Below are 20,314 nucleotides of genomic sequence, written 5' to 3'. Positions count from 1 at the left end.
CCCCCGGACCCCGGCAAAGTAATAAAATTGCGCACGAGGCCGGTGCTTCTGGTCTCGCCTAACACGACTGTGACTTTTTCGCTACAGCAGTGCGCAAAGTCCGGCTGGAAAGCTGAATGCCGCCTTTACAGCAAGGCGGAACCACTCCATCCATCGCAGCCATGTCTCTGGGAACCGCAAATATGCGGATAAGGGGGCTTGGCACATACCGGGGGGCTCTTCGCTGATTGGCGCGGGCATCCCGGTCAAGCGAGGGATTTATCTGTGACCACCACCACGCATTTCACGCGGAAAAAGCTCCGCGTCGGCTCGGCCCTGCATGCGCTCGCGCTGCTGGGTGCCGGCTTCACGATCAGCGCCGCCCTGGCCGCGCCGGCTTCCGCGCAGGATTATACCAACGTTACCGCCTCGGGTCGCGTCGTGTCGGTCAACGGCGGTCCGGTTGCTGGTGCGACGGTCGCGGTCACCTCGGACGATCAGGGTTTCACCCGCACGGTGACGACCAACAGCTCGGGTGCGTATCGTATCGCGCAGATCCCGCCCGGCTCGTATACCTTTGCGGTGTCCGCGCCCGGCTTCCAGACCTACACCGAAGCCGGCGTCCTGCTGAACCAGTCGGGCGCTGCGAACCAGTTCGCGCTGGTGTCCGAAGCGGCTGAATCGAGCGGCGACATCGTCGTCACCGCGGGCCGCATCGAGGTCGCCGACTTCGATCAGACCACGACGGGCGCGGTCATCAACGTCGCCGAGCTTTCGGAGCGCGTTCCGATCGGCCGCAATCTCACCTCGGTGATCCTGCTTGCGCCGGGCACCGCCCAGGGCGACAGCGCTTTCGGCAATCTCGCTTCCGCGGTCGGTTCGTCGGTGTCGGAGAACGTCTTCTACATCAACGGCCTCAACATCACCGATTTCCGCCAGGGCCTCGGCTCGGTCACGGTGCCGTTCGATTTCTATGAGACGGTCGACATCAAGAACGGCGGCTACCCGGCCGAATTCGGTCGCGCGACCGGCGCGTTCGTCAACGCGACCACCAAGTCGGGCTCGAACGAATTCCACGGCAGCGTCAAGTTCACCTGGGAGCCGGACGACCTCAACTCGAACGCGCCCAACACGCTGTTCTCGGACAATGATTACGATCAGGACGAGCGTCGCGAGATGGTCGCCCAATTGTCGGGCCCGATCATCAAGGATCACCTGTTCTTCTACGGCCTGTACAATACCCGCAACGTCACCTCGAAGTTCGGCTCGACGAGCCCGGTCTTCGGCCCGACGGGCGAGCTTCAGGATGTCCGGGGGACGTTCAGCTACGCCGATCGCACGTCGTCGCCCTTCTACGCGGGCAAGATCGATGCGGTGATCGTCGACGGCCAGCGTCTTGAGTTCACCTATTTCAACACGTCGGGTTCTACGACTCGTAACATCTACAATGCCTACAATCCGGATACGAATATGTCCGGACCGTATTCCAGCACGCAGGTGTTCGAATATGGCGGCGAGAACTTTGTTGGCCGCTATACCGGCCAGTTCACCGACTGGCTGACTATCTCGGCAGCCTACGGCAAGAACAAGAATCGCGACAACGCCGTCTCGTCGAATAACTCCTATCCGCTCATTCTGGATCAGCGCAGCGGCACGTCTCGCTCGATCGGCAATCCGGTCAATGCAATCCAGTTCCAGGAAGATGAGCGCGAATTCTATCGTGCTGACGTCGATCTGTATTTCAATCTGTTCGGCCGCCACCACGTCAAGGCTGGTTTCGATCGCGAGAATCTGATCAGCAACAACACGGTGACCTATACCGGTGGTGTTGCCTACACCTATATCGCGGGTAGCGATTCGGATACTTTTGGTGTGCCGGCGGGTACCGATTATGTGAGCGCCCGCACCTATCGCAATGGCGGCATCTTCAAGAGCAAGAACGAGGCCTATTACATCGAGGATAGCTGGTCGCTGTTCAACGATCGGCTCTCGCTCAAGATCGGGGCGCGCAACGATCGGTTCGAGAACAAGAATGTCGCGGGCCAGGTCTATTACGATTCGGGCGACAATTGGCAGCCGCGCATCGGCGTCACGCTCGATCCGTTCGGCGACGGGCGCACCAAGGTCTACGGCTCGTTCGGCCGCTATTACCTGCCGATCGCGACCAACACCAACATTCGCCTCGGCGGGTCGGAGATGGATTACGATCGGCTCTATGTCCTGAACGGTCTCAACTCGGACAATACGCCGATGCTCGGCGCGCCGATCGCGAACGCGACCTGCCCGGAAGGCGGGGGCAACAACTGCGTGCTGCGCAACGACGGCTCGATCGCGCCGCTCGACAGCGTCGTCGCCGCCAATCTCGAAAACCAGTCGGTCGATGAATATATCCTTGGTGCCGAGCAGCGCTTCGGCGATCACTGGAAGATCGGCGTCTACGGCACCTATCGCAAGCTCAATGCGTCGCTGGAGGATGCCGCGATCGATCAGGGCATCCTGACCTATTGCGCGGCGAACGGTGTCGTCGATTGCGGTGGCGGCAATTATTTCGGTGCCGCGCAATATGCGCTCCTCAATCCGGGCAAGGGCATCACGATCACGCCGACCTTCGCCCTCGACGGCAGTTTCGATCCGATCTCGCTGACCGCGGATCAGCTCGGCTACCCGTCCGCCAAGCGCAAATACGAGGCGGTGACGATCGACTTCGAGCGTGAGTTCGATGGCGTGTGGGGCCTCAAGGGGTCGTACACCTATTCCAAGAACCTCGGTAACATCGAAGGTGGCGTGAAATCGGACAACGGCCAGACCGACTCGGGCCTGAGCACCGATTTCGACTTCCCCAGCCTGATGCTCGGCAGCTACGGCTATCTGCCCAACGATCGCCGCCATCAGTTCAAGGCGTTCGGATCGTACAAGGTGTTCGACTGGATGCAGCTCGGCGCGACGGTCATCGCGATCGCGCCGCGCAAGTTCGGCTGCCTCGGCACGGTTGCCTCGTCGGTGTCGAGCCCGGCGCTCATCCGTTCGGGCGCGAGCTTCGATTACGGCTATGCCTATGGCGCGGCCGGGCACTTCTGCGTGCTCGACAGCGACGGCAGTGTCGTGACCGATCCGACGGTCGGCGGGGACCGTTCGCTCGTTCGCCGCGGTACCGCGTTCGAGAGCGACTGGCTGACCCAGCTCGATCTCAGCGTCGGGTTCCGCCTGCCGACCGACACGTTCGACGGCACGCTGAACATCTCGGTGTTCAACGTCTTCAATCAGGATGCGAAGCTCGACTTCGCCGAGGTGGGTACGGCCTCTTCGGGCGCCCCGCGTGCCGATTATGGCCGGGTCACAGGGTTCCAGGCGCCGCGTTCGGTGCGTATCGAACTCGCGGTTGGCTTCTGATCATCCGATCGACCATCGCACAACGGAAAGGGGCCGGCATCGCCGGCCCCTTTTTTGTTACCCCCGCGGCGTGAGCGCACGTAGCGATCAATTCGATCGGCCGGAATTGCGCCGACCGGTTCCGCCGGCCAGCGACCGATCCGCCAACGAGCCGAGACCGGCGGTTGCGCCCGAACCTGAGCGCTCCCGACCTTGGAGTCTGATGACTTTACGTCGAACCACTCGCCAAACCCGTTCATCCCCGGACGTGATCCAGGGGCGAACGGATCAACGTAAAGGTCATCGTATTCTAAGCGACGCTCAACTCCAGCTTCCCATCGCCCTCGTCGACCTTGACGGTCGCGCCATCCTTGACCTCGCCGCGCAGGATCAGGTCGGCGAGCGGATCCTGTAGGTAGCGCTGGACCGCGCGTTTCAGCGGCCGCGCGCCATAGACGGGATCATAGCCGACCCGCCCCAGCCACGCTCGCGCGGCGTCGGTCAGGTCGATTGCGATCTTGCGGTCGGCAAGCAGCTTGCCGACGCGGCCCACCTGGATGTCGACGATCGGCCCCATATGATCCTGCCCCAGCCGATGGAACAGGATGATCTCGTCGAGCCGGTTGAGGAATTCGGGGCGGAAATGGCTGCGCACCACCTCCATCACTTGCGGTTCCACATCCGCGACCGGCTGGTCGTCACTCATCGTCGCCAGATACTGGCTGCCGAGATTCGAGGTCAGGATGATGAGCGTGTTCGAGAAATCGACCGTCCGGCCCTGGCCGTCGGTCAGCCGACCGTCATCGAGCACCTGGAGGAGCACGTTGAACACGTCGCCATGCGCCTTTTCGACCTCGTCGAACAGCACCACCTGATACGGCCGCCGGCGCACCGCCTCGGTCAGCACGCCGCCTTCCTCATAGCCGACATAGCCCGGCGGCGCGCCGATCAGCCGCGCGACGGCGTGCTTCTCCATGAACTCGCTCATGTCGATGCGGACCATCGCGTTGTCGTCGTCGAACAGGAACCGCGCGAGCGCCTTGGTCAGCTCGGTCTTGCCGACGCCGGTCGGCCCGAGGAACAGGAACGAGCCCAGCGGCCGGTTGGGATCTTGCAACCCCGCGCGTGCGCGCCGCACCGCGGTCGAGACCGCGCGCACCGCATCGGCCTGGCCGATCACGCGCTTGCCGAGTGCTTCCTCCATCGCGAGCAATTTCTCGCGCTCGCCCTTTAGCATCCGATCGACGGGGATTCCCGTCCAGCGGCTGACCACCGCGGCGATGTCGTCGTCGGTCACTTCCTCGCGCAGCATTGCGCCCTTGGTCGCGCCCTCGGCCTCGGCGAGCTGCTTCTGGAGCTGGGGGATGGTGCCGTAGGAAAGCTCGCCCGCGCGTGCGAGATCGCCGCCGCGCTGCGCCTGATCGAGTTCGAGCCGGGCCGCGTCGAGCCGCTCCTTGAGCTTGGCCGCGCCCGCGATCTTGTCCTTCTCGGCCTGCCAGCGCGTCGTCAGTTCGGTCGATTGCTGTTCGAGATTGGCGAGGTCGGCCTCGAGGCGTTCGAGCCGGTCTTGCGACGCCTGATCGCTTTCGCGCTTCAACGCCTCGCGCTCGATCTTCAATTGGATGATCCGGCGGTCGAGGGTTTCGATCTCCTCGGGCTTGCTCTCCACCTCCATGCGGATGCGGCTCGCGGCCTCGTCCATCAGGTCGATCGCCTTGTCGGGCAGGAAGCGATCGGTGATGTAGCGGTTGGAGAGCGTCGCCGCGCTGACGAGCGCGCCGTCGGTGATCCGCACGCCGTGGTGCAACTCGTATTTCTCCTTCAGCCCGCGCAGGATCGAGATCGTATCCTCAACCGTCGGCTCACCGACGAACACCGGCTGGAAACGCCGCTGCAACGCCGGATCCTTCTCGACATGCTTGCGATATTCGTCGAGCGTGGTCGCGCCGACGCAGTGCAGTTCGCCGCGCGCGAGCGCCGGCTTGAGGAGGTTCGACGCATCCATCGCGCCTTCGCCTTTGCCCGCGCCGATCAGCGTGTGCATCTCGTCGATGAACAGGATGATGCTGCCGTCGCCGGCCTTGACCTCGTCGAGCACGCCCTTGAGCCGCTCCTCGAACTCGCCGCGGTATTTGGCGCCCGCGATCAGCGATCCCATGTCGAGCGCCATCAATTGGCGATCCTTCAGCGTATCGGGCACGTCGCCATTGGCGATGCGCAGCGCCAGCCCCTCGGCGATCGCGGTCTTGCCGACGCCGGGCTCGCCGATCAGGACGGGATTGTTCTTGGTGCGCCGCGCGAGGATCTGGATCGTGCGGCGGATTTCTTCGTCGCGGCCGATGACGGGGTCGAGCTTGCCGCTGCGTGCATCCTCGGTCAGATCGCGCGCGAACTTCTTGAGCGCGTCGTAGCGATCCTCGGCCGACGCGGTGTCGGCGGTGCGGCCGCCGCGCAGGTCGTTGATCGCGGCGTTGAGGGCCTCCGGGGTCGCGCCCGCGGCCTTGAGTGCCTTGCCCGCAGGGGTGTTGAGCGACAGCGCCAGCGCGACCAGCAGCCGCTCGACGGTGACGTAGCTGTCGCCCGCTTTCTGCGCGATCTGCTCAGCGGAATCGAGCACGCGCACCGCATCGTTGTTGAGCCCCGGCGATTGCTGCGCCCCCGATCCCGACACCGCCGGGATTTTGGAGAGCGCGAGATCGGTCTCGCTCGCCGCCTTGCGCGCGTCGCCGCCCGCCGCCTTGATCAGCCCGGCGGCCATGCCCTGCTCATCCTCGAGCAACGCCTTGAGCAGATGTTCCGCCGCGATCTGCTGATGATTCAGCCGAATCGCGACGGTTTGCGCCGATTGCAGGAAGCCCTTGGCGCGATCGGTGAATTTTTCGAGGTTCATGCTGTCCCCTGTTGGTTGTCACCGCTCAGATAGTGTTGCGATTATGCAACACAAGCCACGAACCCGTTCCGTCATGCCGGATTTATTCCGGCATCCAACCCTCCACGAGCGTCCCCGCTTGAGGCGCGTTGGACCCCGGAACAAGTCCGGGGTGACGGTTCGGGTAATCGACCGCCTACTTCCCCGCCTTCATCGCATCCGGCGCGAACAGGTTCCCGAAATAATCGCCCTTGTACCAAAGCGGCGGGGTGTCGCCGTCGGCCATCGCGCGGGTGATGCGGTAATTGGCCTCGGCAAAGCGCGCGCCGGCCTGCCAATCGATCTTCTGGTGCATGTCGTCGCCGGGATGGTGGTAGTTGCCCGATAGGAAAGTCTTCCACGCCTCTTCACCGCCATTGCCGTAGCCGGTGGCGAGGAATACCGCGGGCACGCCCTGCTTGACGAACATATAGTGATCCGAGCGGACGAAAATCCCCTGTTCGGGCATCGGATCGGGGATCAGCGTCACCCCCATCGGCTGTACCGCCTTGGCGACCAGCGGCCCCAACGTCGAATGATCGGCGCCGAACGCGATCACGTCGGTGAACGGGTAGAGCAGCAGCGGCATGTCGAGATCGACATTGCCGACGATCGCGTCCGCCGGCACTGTCGGGTTCTGGGCATAATAATCAGCGCCGAGCAGCCCCTTCTCCTCCCCGGTCGAGGCGAGGAAGACGATCGAGCGGCGCGGTTTGTCGTTCGATTCGGCGAAGGCGCGCGCAACCTCGAGCATCGTCGAGATGCCCGCGGCATTATCGAGCGCGCCGTTGTTGATCCGGTCCTTGTCGGGTGCATCGCCGGGCTTGGGGTCGGCGATCCCGATATGGTCGAGATGCGCGGACAGCACGACATACTGGTTCTTCAGGCTGGGATCGCTGCCCGGCAGGATCGCCGCGACATTGGGGCTGGTGATCGTCTCGGCGGTACTGCTCGATCGGATATGGGCCGTGGTCTTGAGCGCGAAGCCCTTGGGCCGGGCGCCCTTCTTGTCCGCCTCGGCGAGCACCGCGTCGAGCGAGCGCTTCGCGCCGGCGAAGATCGCTTGCGCAGCGGGCGTGTTGAGCGTGCCCTGGCCGCGGATCTTCGGCGCCTCGACGAAGGGCGTGCCGTCGGGCGAGACCCAGGTGTAGCGCGCGCCGTCGGCATAATGGCGCATCATGTCCCACGGCCGGATCTTCATCCGCGCGATCGTTGGCAGCGTCAGGAACCCGATCGCGCCGTGCGCTTGTGCGGTCTCGGTCTTGGTCGAGTTGAGGTGTGCGCCCACCTCGCTGGCGATGCCGTCGGGATAGCCCGCCAGCGCGACGACGATCTTCCCGCTGACGTCGAGGCCCTTGTAATCGTCGATCCCGACGGTGTCGTCGTCGATGCCGTAGCCGACGAAGACCAGCGGCGCCGTCAGATCCACCGCCCGCTCGAGCGCATTGGGGCTGATGATCACATCCTCCCCTTGCGCGAAATCGTGCGCCCCACCGGGACCGGTGACCGTGAGCGTGGCGGGCGTCTCGCCCGGGCTGGTCTTCTGGAAGGTGATCCGCTGATACCAGGTGCCGTCGTCGCCCGCGGGCTTCAGCCCAAGCGCGTCGAACTCGCTGGCGACATAGCGTGCCGCGATCTCATGCCCGCGGCTGCCGATGTCGCGGCCTTCGAGCAGGTCGTCGGCGAGGAATTCGACATGCGCGCGCACGCCCTCGGCGGTGAAGGCGGGCGCGTCCGGGGTTTGCGCGAACGCGGACGCGGCGGTGCACGCGAGCAGCAGGGCGGTGAGACGTTTCATGATGATCCTTGGCGATATTGTGGTGCTGCCAGCGGGTGTAACGGTCACGTCATACAGCGCAAGGGCAGTCGAGCCGTGGCCCCGTCGCGATGGGCGGTTGCGCGGCGTCGGTCAGGTGCTACACCTCACTACATCACAGTTCGCCGGGGATATCTTTTCATGAAAACCAAGCTCTTCCTGTGCGGCGCGGCGCTGTGCGCGCTCTCGCTACCCGCCGTTGCCGCGCCGGTCGCCGCCGCGCAGGCCGCCGCGACCGCCGATGCCGCCGCCCCCGTCTCCGAACTCGTTGCGGAAGTCGATATTCCCTACGAGCAGTTCACGCTCGCCAACGGCCTGCGCGTCATCGTCCACACCGATCGCAAGGCGCCGATCGTCGCGGTGTCGGTGTGGTACGATGTCGGCTCGAAGGAGGAGCCCAAGGGCAAGACCGGCTTCGCGCACCTGTTCGAGCATCTGATGTTCAACGGATCGGAGAATGCGCCGGGCGATTTCTTCAAGCCTTTGAAGGAAGTCGGCGCGACCGATTACAACGGCACGACCAGCTTCGACCGCACCAATTATTTCGAGACGGTGCCCACCCCCGCGCTCGATCGCGCGCTGTTCCTCGAAAGCGACCGGATGGGCCACCTCACCGGCGCGATCACCCAGGCAGTGCTCGACGAGCAGCGCGGCGTCGTCCAGAACGAGAAGCGGCAGGGCGACAACCAGCCCTACGGCCTGTTCCGCTACAAGCAGGTCGAGGGGCTGTTTCCCGCGACGCATCCCTACGGCCACACCACGATCGGCTCGATGGCCGATCTCGACGCGGCGAGCCTCGCCGACGTCAAGCAATGGTTCCACGATCATTACGGGCCGAACAACGCGGTGCTCGTGCTTGCGGGCGATATCGATCTCGCGACCGCCAAGGCCAAGGTCCAGAAATATTTCGGCGATATTCCGCGCGGGCCGCAGAACGTGCTGCCCGACGCCCCGATCCCGACGCTGCCCGCGCGCAAGGACGAGGTGATGAAGGATCGCGTCGCCGCGACGATGCTCACCCGCATGTGGGCGGTGCCCGGCGTTAACAGCAAGGACATGGCGGCGCTCGATGTCGCGGCCGGCGTGCTCGGCGGGCTCGATTCGTCGCGCCTCACCGATCAGCTCGTGCGCAAGGAAAAGCTCGCAGTCCAGGTCAGCGCCTACAACCAGTCGCTCGCGCAGCTCGGCATCTTCGTGATCCAGGTGATCGTGCGCCCCGGCGCCGATGCCGATGTGGTGGGCAAGCGCATCGATCAGATCATCGCCGATTTCCTGAAGACCGGCCCGACCGAGGATGAAGTCAGGCGCGTCGTCACCAAGCAGGTGTCGGAAACGATCTCGGGGCTCGAATCGGTCGGCGGCTTCGGCGGCAAGGCGGTCGCGCTGGCGCAGGGTGAACTCTATTCGGACGATCCCGGCGCCTACAAGAAGGATCTGGAGAATCTCGCCGCGCAGACGCCTGCCAATGTGAAGGCGGTCGCCGATAAATGGCTGTCACGCCCGACCTATGCGCTGACGATCGCGCCCGGCGCGCGCGACGCCTATCAAGAGGCGACGCCGACCGCGAAGATCCCAGCCGAAACCGCCGCGAAGGCCGATGCCGATACGGAGACCGTCAAGGGCAACCGCGGCCCGCTGCCGGCGGTCGGCAAGGTCGCCGATCTGGTCTTCCCCACGATCGAGCATGCCAGGCTCGCGAACGGAATCGGCCTGGTCTACGCGCATCGCGACGCGGTGCCGATCACGCTGGCGACGATCAGCTTCGACGCCGGCGCCGCGGCCGATCCCGCGACCGCGCTCGGCACGCAGGCGCTGACGCTCGGCATGATGGACGAGGGCACCAAGGCGCTGGATGCCACCCGGCTCGCCGAAGCGCAGGAGCGGCTCGGTGCCGACATTTCGACCGGCGCGGATGCGGATCGCACTTATGTCGGCATCTATACGCCAAGCGCGAATCTGGCGCCGTCGCTCGATCTGCTCGCCGACGTGGTCAAGAACCCCGCCTTTGCCCCCGCCGAGGTCGAGCGCGTCAAGGGCCAGCAGCTCGCCGGCATCGCGCAGGAGATGACCAGCCCGCAGGGGTTGGCCGCGCGCGCGCTACCGCCGCTCGTCTTCGGCGCCACGAGCCCGTATGCCAAGCAGCAGGGCGCGGGCGATCCGGCGGCGGTCGCCAAGCTGACACGCGATGATCTGATCGCGTTCCAACAGGCGTGGCTGCGCCCCGACAAGGCGACGATCTTCGTCGTCAGCTCCGAACCGCTGGCGACGGTCAAGGCCGCGCTCGACCAGCGTTTTGGCGCGTGGACGATGCCCGGCACACCCGGTAAAAAGGATTTCGCGGCCCCCGCGACGCAATCGGCACCCAGGATCGTGCTGATCGACCGGCCTGATTCGCCGCAATCGCTGATCCGCGCCGGCGCGCTGACGGGGCTCAAGGGCACCGACGACATGCTCGCCTATAATGCCGCCAACGACACGCTGGGCGGCAATTTCCTGTCGCGGATCAACATGGATCTGCGTGAGGCGAAAGGCTGGTCGTACGGCGCGAGCGGCCGCTTCCAGACGTTGGAATACGCCGCGCCCTATATCATCAACGCGCCCGTCCAGGCGGACAAGACCGGCCCCGCGATCACCGCGCTCCGGCACGATCTGAAAAGCTTCCTCACCGATCAGGGAATTACACAGACCGAGTTCGATCGCACCGTGACGGGAACGATTCGCGAGCTTGCCGGCAGCTTCGAAACCTCGAGCGACGTGCTCGGCGCGATGCAGAATATCGAGTTGTACGACCGTCCGGACGATTATTATGCGACGCTTGCCGGGCGCTTCCGTGGGCTCACGATCGGGCAGCTCGACGCTGCGGCACGCAAGGTTCTCGACCCCGACAAGCTCGTGTGGGTCGTGGTCGGCGACGCCGCCAAGGTGAAACCCCAGCTTGACAGCCTCGGTCTGCCGGTCGAGGTCGTCAAGGCACCGGTCGCGCCGGGCGGCCAGTAAAAGCAGGAGAGACCTTCAATGGCGGAAGTCGACGGCACCTGGGATTGCGTCACCAAATCGCCGCTGGGCGACCAGAAATCGACGCTCACCGTCAAGAGCGACGGCACCACCTTCACCGGCACCAATACGGGCAGCCTCGGATCGGCCGATATCACCGACGGAACGGTCGACGGCAACAAGCTCGCCTGGAAAATGAACATGACGGTGCCGATGCCGATGACGCTCGACTGCGAAGCGACGATCGACGGCGACACGCTCACCGGCACGGTCGGCGCGGGCGCGTTCGGCAGCTTTCCGATGACGGGCACGCGCGTAAGCTGACGCGCGTGCTATCGACGATAACGGCAAGGCCCGTCCCGAAAGCGGTGGCGGGCCTTTTCGCAGGCGACGGGGCGGATGGAGACGTCAGCCGTGGCTGTGGCCGCGACAGGCGAGCAGCTCGATGATCTCGTCGACCCGCGCCGGATCGCCCGCGGCGATCACCTCGCCCGGGCTGTCGGCGGTCAGCGGATCGCCCTGCCAGTCGCACATCCGCCCGCCCGCGCCCTCGACGATCGGGGCCAGCGCCGCGAAATCGTGGAGCTTGAGCCCGGCCTCGACCACGACATCGAGCCAGCCGCTGGCGACGCAGGCGTAATTGTAGCAATCGCCGCCCAGCACGGTGCTGCGGGCGGCCGCGTCGAGATGCTCGAAAGCGTGGAGTTGGCCATCGTCGAACAACGCCGGTGAGGTGGTGGCGAGCAGCGCATCGCCAAGCGTCGCGCACGCTCGCGTCGTTGCCGGCGCGCCGTTGAAGGTGGTCGCGCGCCCGACGGCGCCGGTCCAGCGCTCGCGCGCGATCGGCTGGTCGATCACCCCGATCATCGGCCAGCGCTCGACGACCAGTGCGATCAGCGTGCCGAAGATCGGCCGCCCCGAGATGAAGGCACGGGTGCCGTCGATCGGATCGAGCACCCATTGCCGCCCGTTCGTGCCCGCACGCACGCCGAATTCCTCGCCGACGATGCCGTCTTCGGGGCGCTCGGCCTCGATCAACGCGCGCATCGCCTGCTCGGCGGCGCGATCGGCGAGCGTCACCGGCGATTCGTCGGATTTGATCTCGAGCCCGTGCGGCGCGCGGAAATAGGGGCGGATCGCCAGGCCCGCCGCGTCGGCGAGGCGGTGGGCGAAGGCGATATCGTCGTCGGCAACACGCATCGGATCGCCCTAAGGTCCGCGCCTCCAAACGGCAATGGCGGTGGCCGAATGGTGCCGCCTGTCCATCCACCGCGCACGGGCCAGCCGTCATGACGTCGTTTTTATCCAATCGCTTCGGGAGGTGATTGAACAAGACGCGGCCACGGAGTAACCTGAAGCAGGGGCTCGCTGGGGAGGAGAACCGATGCGTATTGCCATTGCGGCGCTGGCCGCCTTCATGCTCGCCGTTCCTGCGGATGCCGCGCTCGATACGGGCGCACACGCGCCCGATTTCACGACGCGCGGTGCGATCGCGGGCAAGGTCGTCACGATTCACCTTGCCGATCAGCTCAAGAAGGGGCCGGTCGTGCTCTATTTCTTTCCCGCTGCGTTCACGTCGGGCTGCAACGCGGAGGCACATGCCTTTGCAGAGCGGGTCGACGATTTCACCGCGGCCGGGGCGACGGTGATCGGCATGTCGGCCGACACGGTCGAGACGCTCGCCAAATTCTCGACGCAGAAATGCGCGGGCAAGTTCGCGGTCGCGAGCGCGGGGCCGCGCGTGGTCGCGGGCTATGATGTCGATATCGGCAAGAAGGTATCGATCAACGGATCGGCGCCGCGCCAGATCACCAGCCGGACGAGCTATGTCATCGCGCCCGACGGCAAGATCATTTACGCGCATTCCGATTCCGCGCCGGAGGGGCACATCAGCGGCACGCTCGCCGCGGTCAAGGCATGGCGCGCGACGCATCATGGGTAGAATCCGGCGATAATTTGTTGATGTTACGAGATTTTAGCGATTGGGCGTCATGGTGCCGGGTTGGGGGCGAGAATGGCATCGCACGTATCGGAGAGCGAGCGGGATCAGCCGGCTGACCGGTCGGGCGACATGGCGTCGCCCGGCGATGTACCGGGCGAGACAGCGCGCCATCTGTTCGAACGGATCGGGGCCTTTCTCGACAATCACCGGCTCGGCACCGATCCGATCACCTATAATTTCGTCTATCGGGTGCTGAGCGAGCCTCAGGGGCCGCTCGCGCGCGCGGTCAATGGGCTCGTCGATGGCGGCGTACGGCTCACCTTGTCGGACATCGCCTCGCTCGGCGAATCGGTCGGCGAGGCATGCGCGCCATCGGCGGCCGGCGAAAAATGGGTCGCGCGCGCGCAGACACAGATCGAGGGTGTCGAACATATCGTCCGCACGGTTCAGGCCGAGGCGAATGCGTTCGCCACTTCGATCGCCGCCGGGGCGGACGCGATCAGCGACGCGCGCGATATCAGCCCGGTAAGTGAGATCGTCGCGGTCGCACGCGCGATGGTCGCGCGGACGCGCGTGGTCGAAGCGCGGCTCGACGATGCGACGCGCGAGGCGCAGGTGCTGCGGCGCGAACTCGACGAAGCGCGCGCCGATGCTCAGCGCGATCCGCTGACCCAGCTTCCCAACCGGCGCGTGCTCGAGGAGCGCTATGCGATCCCTACGGACGCCGATCCGGCGATCTGCCTCGCGATGTGCGACATCGATCATTTCAAGCAGGTCAACGATCGTTTCGGCCATGCTGTGGGCGATCGCGTGTTGCGCGCGATCGGCACCGCGCTCGACGACATCTGCGTCGATCATCTCGTCGCGCGGTACGGCGGCGAGGAATTCGCGGTTCTGTTCACCGGCGTGTCGCTTGCCTGTGCCGAGGAACTGCTCGAACGCGCGCGCGCGTCGGTGTCGAGCAAGCGGTATCGGCTGCGCGAAAGCGATGCGCCGCTCGGCGTGATCACCTTCTCGGCGGGGCTCACGCTGGCCGCGGTCGGAGAGACGCTCGGCACCGTGCTCGGCCGCGCGGATCGCCTGCTCTATGCCGCCAAGGCCGATGGCAGGAACTGCATCCGCGCTGCGGCGGCAGATATCGCCGATAGATAGCGAATTTCACGCGGCTCATTTGGTATATGGCGCTAATGCCGCGGTGCGTGGCTTTACGTGCGACGTAATTTCAACAACTTAGAAAATTGGCACACCCCTTGCGGTGGATTGGGCATCACCGATCGGGTGGTCCGATCGGCCCAGGCAAGGAAGAGATATCATGGCTTTCCGTTTCGAATCCGCCCAGCGCTTCGCCATCTCGATGGTCGGTGCGCTCGTCGTCGCCGCGCTGATGATCAGCGCCGCCGTGCCCGTCGTTCCGATCGCCTGATCGGGACGACGCGCCACACGCGCGTCAAAGGAGTTCCTCGCATGCGCAGTTTCCTGATCGCGCTCGCCTCGTTCGCGACGACGATCCTTCTGATCGTCGGCCAGGGGGCCACGATCGGCGGCGCGGTCGGCTGACCACCCCGCGCAAACCGGCGTCGTTCGCGCCATTAATGAATCCCGATCCTAGATGCCGCCCGCGGTGCGCAACGCCGCCGCCGTGCGCGCCTTGCCGGCCGGCTTCGTATCGCCGCGCGAATAGGTGCCGATCAGCAAGCCCGCCGCCAGCACATGCCCGCGCATCGCCTTGACGAGCGCGGCGCGGCGCGGCGTTTCGCCGGGGTCGGGCGTATCGTCGTCCAGCGCGAAAAGCTGGAACGCATAGCGATGCTCGCCGTGCCCGGTCGGCGGATCGGGCGGTAGCCAGCCCTCTCCGAAGAACGAATGCCGGCCGACATCGCGGCCATCCGCTTCGCCCGCGCCATCGGCCGCGATCGCCCCTTCGGCAATCCGGTGCTCGTCGGGCGGCAGATCCCATACGATCGCATGGACGAGCGGCGCCGGCGTCGGCGCGTCGGCATCTTCGACGATCAGCGCGATCGCCGCGGTCTTCGGCGGCAGCGTGCCCCACACGAGCGGTGGCGACAGCCCCGCGCCGTCGGCGGTGAAGCGCGGCGGCAGGCGTCCTTCGTTGGCGAAGGCGGGGCTCATCAGATCGATCGTGCCGACCTCGATCCCGTTGGTAAGCTGGACGATTGCAAGCTTGTCCGCGCCCGCGCGCATTCCCCGCATCGCCGTGCCGAGCCAACGGGGAATATGTTCGAGCATGAGACCGGATCTCCGCGGGCAGCGACCGGCGCCAATGAAGCACATCGGCCCGGCGGCTCCAAGTACGCAGCGCGATCGCCGGGGGTGCGTTCGTGGCGGCGAGAGAGATCGCGATCGCCGATGATTCCGGCGATTAGGATGTCGGGCCGAGGTCGAGCACGAAGATCGGCCCGAATTCGAGCGTCTGTTTGCCCGACGCGAGATGCATCGAGACCGACAGCTCGCCCGCCGCATAATCGCGATCGGCGACGCCTTGCAGGTCGTACATCTTCCATTCGGGGGTGATGTCGACAGGCCCGCCGAAAATCCCGGTATAGGGTTCCCTGGCGAGCTGGACGCCGTTGTTGGGCAGGTGCGCCCCGCCGTCGGCGGCCTCGCTCTTCGTGGCGCGCGCGTAGAAGGCGAGCACCAGCTTGTCCCCCTTTTTCACTGGTTTCTCGATCGGGTCGGAGAGCGAGATCGTCCACGCCTTCGCGTCGGCGCCGGGAATTTTGACGCGCAGCGCATGGCCGCCCTGCACGGTCTTGTCGGCCACCACCCGCGCGGGTTCGGGCGCGTTGAAGACCTGAAAGGCCTGCGGATTCGGGTTGTTGATGATCTTGTCGGCGATGTCGCCGGCCTGATCCTGCGCGGGCAGCGCGGCCGCGATCAATGCGATCGGCGCCGCCAGCATGACGAGCGTGATGTTCATGGGCACCCCCTCGGTTCGGCGCGCTCTTGCGGCGCGGCCGAGACACGAGGCTATGGCCGCGTGCCGGGGTGGTCAAGCGCGCCGGCACGCGTTGACATCACGGGCGCAATTCGGACATGCCACCGGGGTGACGGGATCGGCCATCAACCTGCATCCAAGCTGGCTCGCGCCGCTCGCGGGCGAATTCGAGCAGCCCTATATGGCGGCACTCAAGCAATTCCTCGTCGCCGAGAAGGCGGCAGGCCGCCGCATCTTCCCGCGCGGGGCCGAGTGGTTCCGCGCGCTCGACCTGACGCCGATCGAGCGCGTTCGCGTCGTGATCCTGGGGCAGGATCCGTATCACGGTCCCGGCCAGGCACATGGGCTGTGCTTTTCGGTCAGGCCGGGCGTCCGTGTGCCGCCCAGCCTCGTCAACATCTACAAGGAACTTCACGCCGATCTCGGCATCGCGCCCGCGCGCCACGGCTTTCTCGAACATTGGGCCGGGCAGGGGGTGCTGCTGCTCAATTCGGTGCTGACCGTCCAGGCAGGCAACGCCGCCTCGCACCAGGGGCGAGGCTGGGAACGCTTCACCGACGCCATCATCCGGCTGGTCAACGCGCGCGAGACCCCGGTCGCGTTCCTGCTGTGGGGCAGCTACGCGCAGAAGAAGGCGGCGTTCGTCGAATCGGTCGATCGCGGTGGCCGGCATCTCGTGCTCAAGGCGGCGCACCCGTCGCCGCTCTCGGCACATAACGGCTTCTTCGGCTGCCGCCATTTCTCGAAGGTCAACGCCTTCCTCGAAGCGACCGGCCAGCCGCCGATCGATTGGGCACTGCCAAGCGTCGGCTGAGATTGTTTCAGTTGCACTGAAACAAGGGCGGCGCCCGCCCGCTCCCCCACCTCGTCCCCCAACGGCCGTATACTGAAGGGGAGGTGGGGCGGGGGAGCGGGCCGGCGCCGCCTCCCACGGAAGTGGATCAATATCCAACATGGTGCAACGCACAAAATTCTCTTGAAATCGATGCGCGACTCGCTTATTGTGCAATGCAGCAATCGATGAGAAGGAGGCCCGATGGCCCGCAAGGATACCCCGTCCAAGCAGACCGCCGCCGCACCCCGTCCGGTCGCGAAGCCTGCGTCGGCGCCCAAAAAGCGTCCCGTGGCCGCGCCGGCGACATCGCTCCCCCCGGTTGCCGCGACGATCAACGAATCATCTGCATTCGCCGCGAGCGCGGCCGCTGACAAGGAACCCGAACCGATGGAAGACACCGTGAAGAAGACCACCGCCCAGGCCCAGACCCTGTTCGCCGACTTCAACGATCGCGCCAAGGCCGCGGTCGAGAAGGGCACGAAGCTGTTCGACGAAGCCAATGATTTCGCCAAGGGCAATATCGAGGCGATCGTCGAATCGTCGAAGATCGCCGCCAAGGGCTTCGAAGCGCTCGGCCAGGACAGCGCCGAATACGGCCGCAAGTCGTTCGAGGACGCGACCGCGACGCTGAAGCAGTTCGCCGCCGTCAAGTCGCCGGCCGAATTCTTCAAGCTCCAGAGCGATTATGTCCGCTCGGCGTTCGATGCGGTCGTTGCCGAAACCTCGAAGAAGACCGAGGCGGTGCTCAAGCTCGCCGGCGACGTCGCCCAGCCGCTGTCGAACCGCGCCGCGGTTGCGGCCGAGAAGATCAAGCTCAGCGCCTGAAGCCAGGCCCGCATCCACCAACGTGGTGGATCGAACCCGATAAGCGCGGCTGCCGATCGGCGGCCGCGCTTTTTGTCGGCGGTGTCGAAAGAAGGTGAACGTGGCGCGCAGCCCCTTGCCCTTGCGGGATCGGTTGCCATATTTTCAGCCTGGCATGATCGACAATCCCAACATCCCCCGGGCGATGGCCTCGCCGCCCGACGACGACGATGACGAGAATGGTGGCACCGGCACCGGGCTCGCCACGCGCACGCTCACGCGGACACGCCATCCGACGCCATATCGCGTGCTGATGCTCAACGACGACTACACGCCGATGGAATTCGTCGTCCTGTGCCTCCAGCGCTTCTTCCGCATGTCGATCGAGGAAGCGACGCGGGTGATGCTCCACGTCCATCAGCGCGGGGTGGGGGTGTGCGGCGTGTTCACCTATGAGGTTGCCGAGACCAAGGTCGGCCAGGTGATGGATTTCGCACGCGAGAACCAGCACCCACTGCAATGCACGCTCGAAAAGGCGTGAATCGCGGCCGGGGCGTGCCCATCACGATTATTGCCGCTGGGCGGGACAGGCTCTAAAGCGCGTCGATGGACCGCATCCTCATTCGCGGGGGCAATCGCCTCCAGGGCCGCCTTCCCATTTCGGGTGCCAAGAATGCCGCGCTGACGCTGATGCCGTGCGCGCTGCTCACCGACGAGCCGGTGACGCTCAGGAACCTGCCGCGCCTCGCCGACGTCGACAGTTTCGGGCATCTGCTCAACCAACTCGGCGCCTCGACCCAGATCGAGGGCGCGCGGCCTGAGGATTTCGGGCGCGTGATGACGATCCGTGCCGGCCGCCTCACCGCGACCGAGGCGCCCTATGACATCGTCCGCAAGATGCGCGCCTCGATCCTCGTGCTTGGCCCGTTGGTCGGCCGTGCGGGCGAGGCGACGGTGTCGCTGCCGGGCGGCTGCGCGATCGGCAACCGGCCGATCGATCTTCATTTGAAGGCGCTCGAGGAGATGGGTGCCGAGATCGAGCTGGCCGCGGGCTATGTCAAGGCGAGCGCGCCGGGCGGGCGGTTGCCGGGCGGCTGCGTCACCTTCCCCGTCGTCTCGGTCGGCGCGACCGAGAACGCACTGATGGCCGCCGTCACTGCCAAGGGCGGCAGCCGCATCGAAAATGCGGCGCGCGAGCCCGAGATCGTCGATCTGTGCAATCTGCTCGTCGCGATGGGCGCGTCGATCGGCGGGATCGGTAGCGAGACGCTCGAGGTCGAGGGCCGCGATCGGCTCCACGGCGCGACTTACAGCGTCATGCCCGATCGCATCGAGGCGGGCAGTTATGCCTGTGCCGCCGCGATCACCGGCGGCAGCCTCGATCTGGTCGGTGCGCACGCGGGCGATATGCGCGCGACACTCCAGGCGCTTGTCGAGGCCGGCGTGACGATCATCGAGTACGAGCAGGGGGTCCGCGTCGAGGCGACCAACGGCCTGGGCCCGCTGACGCTGTCGACCGCGCCCTATCCGGGCTTCGCGACCGACATGCAGGCGCAATTCATGGCGATGCTGTGCAAGGCCGATGGCGCGAGCGTGCTCACCGAGACGATTTTCGAAAACCGCTACATGCACGTGCCGGAGTTGGCGCGGATGGGCGCCGATATTCAGGTGCGCGGCCGCACCGCAGTGGTGCGTGGCGTCGACAGACTGGTCGGCGCGCCGGTGATGGCGACCGACCTGCGCGCCTCGATGAGCCTGATCCTCGCCGGGCTCGCCGCCGAGGGCGAGACGCACGTCCAGCGCGTCTACCATCTCGATCGCGGCTATGAACGGCTCGAGGAGAAGCTTTCCGCGGTCGGCGCCGATATCGAGCGCGTCAGCGACGGCTGACTCATCGCTCCACCAGGCGCGTATACAGGTGCCAGGTGGCGTATCCGAGCACGGGCAGCACCACCGCCAGCCCGATGAAGATGGGGATTGCGCCGATCACGAGCAGCGCGGCGACGATCATCCCCCAGCGCGCGACCGCCCCAGCATTGGCCCGCGTCGCGCGCAGCGAAACCGCGATCGCGCTATCGGCTTCGACCGCCTTGTCGACCACCATCGGCGCCGCGACCAGCGTCGTCGCCAGCGTGCCAGCGGCGAGCAGCGCGCCAGCGAGATTGCCGAGCACGATCATCATCCAGCCCTCGCGCGTGGTGAACAGCGCCGAGAGGAAGCTGCCGAGATCGGTCGGCGCCAGCGCGCCTAGCGTCAGATCGTAGACGAGCCATGCGACCCCGAGCCAGATCAGGAACAGCACCAGCAGCCAGATCGTCAGTTCGACGATCCCGCGGCGGCGCTCGCGGATCGGATCGAGGAAATGGGTCCAGTTCGCCTCGAGCCCTTCCTCGCGGCGCCGCGCCAGTTCGTAGAATCCCGACGACACGATCGGCCCGAGGATCGACAGCCCGGCGACCAGCGGGAAGAACAGCGGCAGCAGCCGCGTATCGAAGGTGAGCGCCGCCGCGATCAGCCCGATCAGCGGATAAAGCAAGGCCGCGAACAAGATATCGCCGCGCATCGATCGGAAATCGTTCCAGCCTTCGCGCAGCGCCCAGCGCAGGTCCGCCGCGTCGATTCGGCGGATGCGCGCCTCCGCCGGCCTGATGTCGGGAGTCGATTGGGTGAGCGTCGTCATCGGTGCCTCTCCCGAAGCCCAGTCCGCCCTC

General features: G+C 65.8%; 15 protein-coding genes. 9 read left to right on the top strand and 6 right to left on the bottom strand.

Annotated features, from left to right (window positions below; all coding sequences use genetic code 11):
* Nucleotides 1-264: 264 nt before the first annotated feature.
* Nucleotides 265-3,369: a TonB-dependent receptor gene (locus DFR49_RS10875; RefSeq protein WP_170151001.1), complete on the top strand. Its 3,105-nt coding sequence runs from the start codon at nucleotides 265-267 to the stop codon at nucleotides 3,367-3,369.
* 289 nt (nucleotides 3,370-3,658) lie between these two features.
* On the opposite strand, the gene clpB is transcribed toward DFR49_RS10875, so the two are convergent.
* Together clpB and DFR49_RS10865 are read right to left on the bottom strand one after the other, a co-directional pair.
* Nucleotides 3,659-6,238 carry an ATP-dependent chaperone ClpB gene (gene clpB / locus DFR49_RS10870; protein ID WP_119035758.1) on the bottom strand — a complete coding sequence of 860 codons (2,580 nt, stop codon included), beginning with the start codon at nucleotides 6,236-6,238 and terminating at the stop codon, nucleotides 3,659-3,661.
* A gap of 175 nt (nucleotides 6,239-6,413) precedes the next feature.
* A complete protein-coding gene (locus DFR49_RS10865) occupies nucleotides 6,414-8,054 on the bottom strand; it encodes a M28 family metallopeptidase (protein WP_119035757.1) in 1,641 nt (546 codons plus the stop codon).
* 159 nt (nucleotides 8,055-8,213) lie between these two features.
* On the opposite strand from DFR49_RS10865, the gene DFR49_RS10860 reads away from it, so the two are divergent.
* Both DFR49_RS10860 and DFR49_RS10855 read left to right on the top strand, forming a co-directional pair.
* The gene (locus DFR49_RS10860; protein WP_119035756.1) at nucleotides 8,214-11,069 is read left to right on the top strand and encodes a M16 family metallopeptidase; all 2,856 of its coding nucleotides are present in this window, start codon (nucleotides 8,214-8,216) and stop codon (nucleotides 11,067-11,069) included.
* 18 nt (nucleotides 11,070-11,087) lie between these two features.
* Nucleotides 11,088-11,390 carry a hypothetical protein gene (locus tag DFR49_RS10855; RefSeq protein WP_119035755.1) on the top strand — a complete coding sequence of 101 codons (303 nt, stop codon included), beginning with the start codon at nucleotides 11,088-11,090 and terminating at the stop codon, nucleotides 11,388-11,390.
* Nucleotides 11,391-11,474: 84 nt separating this feature from the next.
* Here the strand turns inward: DFR49_RS10855 and hisN are convergent, their stop codons facing one another.
* On the bottom strand, nucleotides 11,475-12,266 hold the full coding sequence (gene hisN / locus DFR49_RS10850) for a histidinol-phosphatase (RefSeq protein ID WP_119035754.1): 792 nt from the start codon (nucleotides 12,264-12,266) through the stop codon (nucleotides 11,475-11,477).
* 184 nt (nucleotides 12,267-12,450) lie between these two features.
* Here hisN and DFR49_RS10845 point away from each other — a divergent pair, with 184 nt between their 5' ends.
* A complete protein-coding gene (locus tag DFR49_RS10845) occupies nucleotides 12,451-13,008 on the top strand; it encodes a peroxiredoxin (protein WP_119035753.1) in 558 nt (185 codons plus the stop codon).
* 72 nt (nucleotides 13,009-13,080) lie between these two features.
* Nucleotides 13,081-14,160: a GGDEF domain-containing protein gene (locus tag DFR49_RS10840; RefSeq protein WP_245968375.1), complete on the top strand. Its 1,080-nt coding sequence runs from the start codon at nucleotides 13,081-13,083 to the stop codon at nucleotides 14,158-14,160.
* Between the two features lie 453 nt (nucleotides 14,161-14,613).
* Here the strand turns inward: DFR49_RS10840 and DFR49_RS10835 are convergent, their stop codons facing one another.
* Nucleotides 14,614-15,255, bottom strand: a complete 642-nt coding sequence (locus tag DFR49_RS10835) for a YbhB/YbcL family Raf kinase inhibitor-like protein (protein ID WP_119035752.1) — start codon at nucleotides 15,253-15,255, stop codon at nucleotides 14,614-14,616.
* Between the two features lie 133 nt (nucleotides 15,256-15,388).
* Nucleotides 15,389-15,946 carry a carbohydrate binding domain-containing protein gene (locus DFR49_RS10830; RefSeq protein ID WP_119035751.1) on the bottom strand — a complete coding sequence of 186 codons (558 nt, stop codon included), beginning with the start codon at nucleotides 15,944-15,946 and terminating at the stop codon, nucleotides 15,389-15,391.
* 127 nt (nucleotides 15,947-16,073) lie between these two features.
* Here DFR49_RS10830 and ung point away from each other — a divergent pair, with 127 nt between their 5' ends.
* The 4 genes from ung (at nucleotide 16,074) to murA (ending at nucleotide 19,493) form a co-directional block, all read left to right on the top strand.
* On the top strand, nucleotides 16,074-16,778 hold the full coding sequence (gene ung, locus DFR49_RS10825) for a uracil-DNA glycosylase (protein ID WP_245968373.1): 705 nt from the start codon (nucleotides 16,074-16,076) through the stop codon (nucleotides 16,776-16,778).
* Between the two features lie 222 nt (nucleotides 16,779-17,000).
* On the top strand, nucleotides 17,001-17,624 hold the full coding sequence (locus tag DFR49_RS10820; RefSeq protein WP_119035749.1) for a phasin family protein: 624 nt from the start codon (nucleotides 17,001-17,003) through the stop codon (nucleotides 17,622-17,624).
* Nucleotides 17,625-17,808: 184 nt separating this feature from the next.
* Nucleotides 17,809-18,144, top strand: coding sequence for an ATP-dependent Clp protease adapter ClpS (gene clpS / locus DFR49_RS10815; RefSeq protein ID WP_119036376.1), 336 nt, complete (start codon nucleotides 17,809-17,811; stop codon nucleotides 18,142-18,144).
* Between the two features lie 65 nt (nucleotides 18,145-18,209).
* Complete coding sequence (murA, locus tag DFR49_RS10810; RefSeq protein WP_119035748.1) at nucleotides 18,210-19,493, top strand: UDP-N-acetylglucosamine 1-carboxyvinyltransferase; 1,284 nt, start codon at nucleotides 18,210-18,212, stop codon at nucleotides 19,491-19,493.
* 1 nt (nucleotide 19,494) lies between these two features.
* Here the strand turns inward: murA and DFR49_RS10805 are convergent, their stop codons facing one another.
* Nucleotides 19,495-20,283, bottom strand: a complete 789-nt coding sequence (locus DFR49_RS10805; RefSeq protein ID WP_119035747.1) for a DUF2189 domain-containing protein — start codon at nucleotides 20,281-20,283, stop codon at nucleotides 19,495-19,497.
* Between the last annotated feature and the right edge of the window lie 31 nt (nucleotides 20,284-20,314).

The organism is Hephaestia caeni, assembly GCF_003550065.1.
GTDB lineage: Bacteria > Pseudomonadota > Alphaproteobacteria > Sphingomonadales > Sphingomonadaceae > Sphingomonas > Sphingomonas caeni_A.
The sequence above is the reverse complement of the archived record's forward strand: the minus strand, read 5'-3'. Positions and strand labels throughout refer to the sequence as shown.

Coding starts and splice junctions, on each gene's coding strand:
- clpB (WP_119035758.1), bottom strand. CDS start 6,238: ATGAACCTCGAAAAATTCACCGATCGCGCCAAGGGCTTCCTGCAATCG.
- hisN (WP_119035754.1), bottom strand. CDS start 12,266: ATGCGTGTTGCCGACGACGATATCGCCTTCGCCCACCGCCTCGCCGAC.
- DFR49_RS10840 (WP_245968375.1), top strand. CDS start 13,081: ATGGCATCGCACGTATCGGAGAGCGAGCGGGATCAGCCGGCTGACCGG.
- DFR49_RS10805 (WP_119035747.1), bottom strand. CDS start 20,283: ATGACGACGCTCACCCAATCGACTCCCGACATCAGGCCGGCGGAGGCG.
- clpS (WP_119036376.1), top strand. CDS start 17,809: ATGGCCTCGCCGCCCGACGACGACGATGACGAGAATGGTGGCACCGGC.
- DFR49_RS10865 (WP_119035757.1), bottom strand. CDS start 8,054: ATGAAACGTCTCACCGCCCTGCTGCTCGCGTGCACCGCCGCGTCCGCG.
- murA (WP_119035748.1), top strand. CDS start 18,210: ATGGACCGCATCCTCATTCGCGGGGGCAATCGCCTCCAGGGCCGCCTT.
- DFR49_RS10855 (WP_119035755.1), top strand. CDS start 11,088: ATGGCGGAAGTCGACGGCACCTGGGATTGCGTCACCAAATCGCCGCTG.
- DFR49_RS10845 (WP_119035753.1), top strand. CDS start 12,451: ATGCGTATTGCCATTGCGGCGCTGGCCGCCTTCATGCTCGCCGTTCCT.
- DFR49_RS10860 (WP_119035756.1), top strand. CDS start 8,214: ATGAAAACCAAGCTCTTCCTGTGCGGCGCGGCGCTGTGCGCGCTCTCG.
- DFR49_RS10835 (WP_119035752.1), bottom strand. CDS start 15,255: ATGCTCGAACATATTCCCCGTTGGCTCGGCACGGCGATGCGGGGAATG.
- DFR49_RS10820 (WP_119035749.1), top strand. CDS start 17,001: ATGGCCCGCAAGGATACCCCGTCCAAGCAGACCGCCGCCGCACCCCGT.
- DFR49_RS10830 (WP_119035751.1), bottom strand. CDS start 15,946: ATGAACATCACGCTCGTCATGCTGGCGGCGCCGATCGCATTGATCGCG.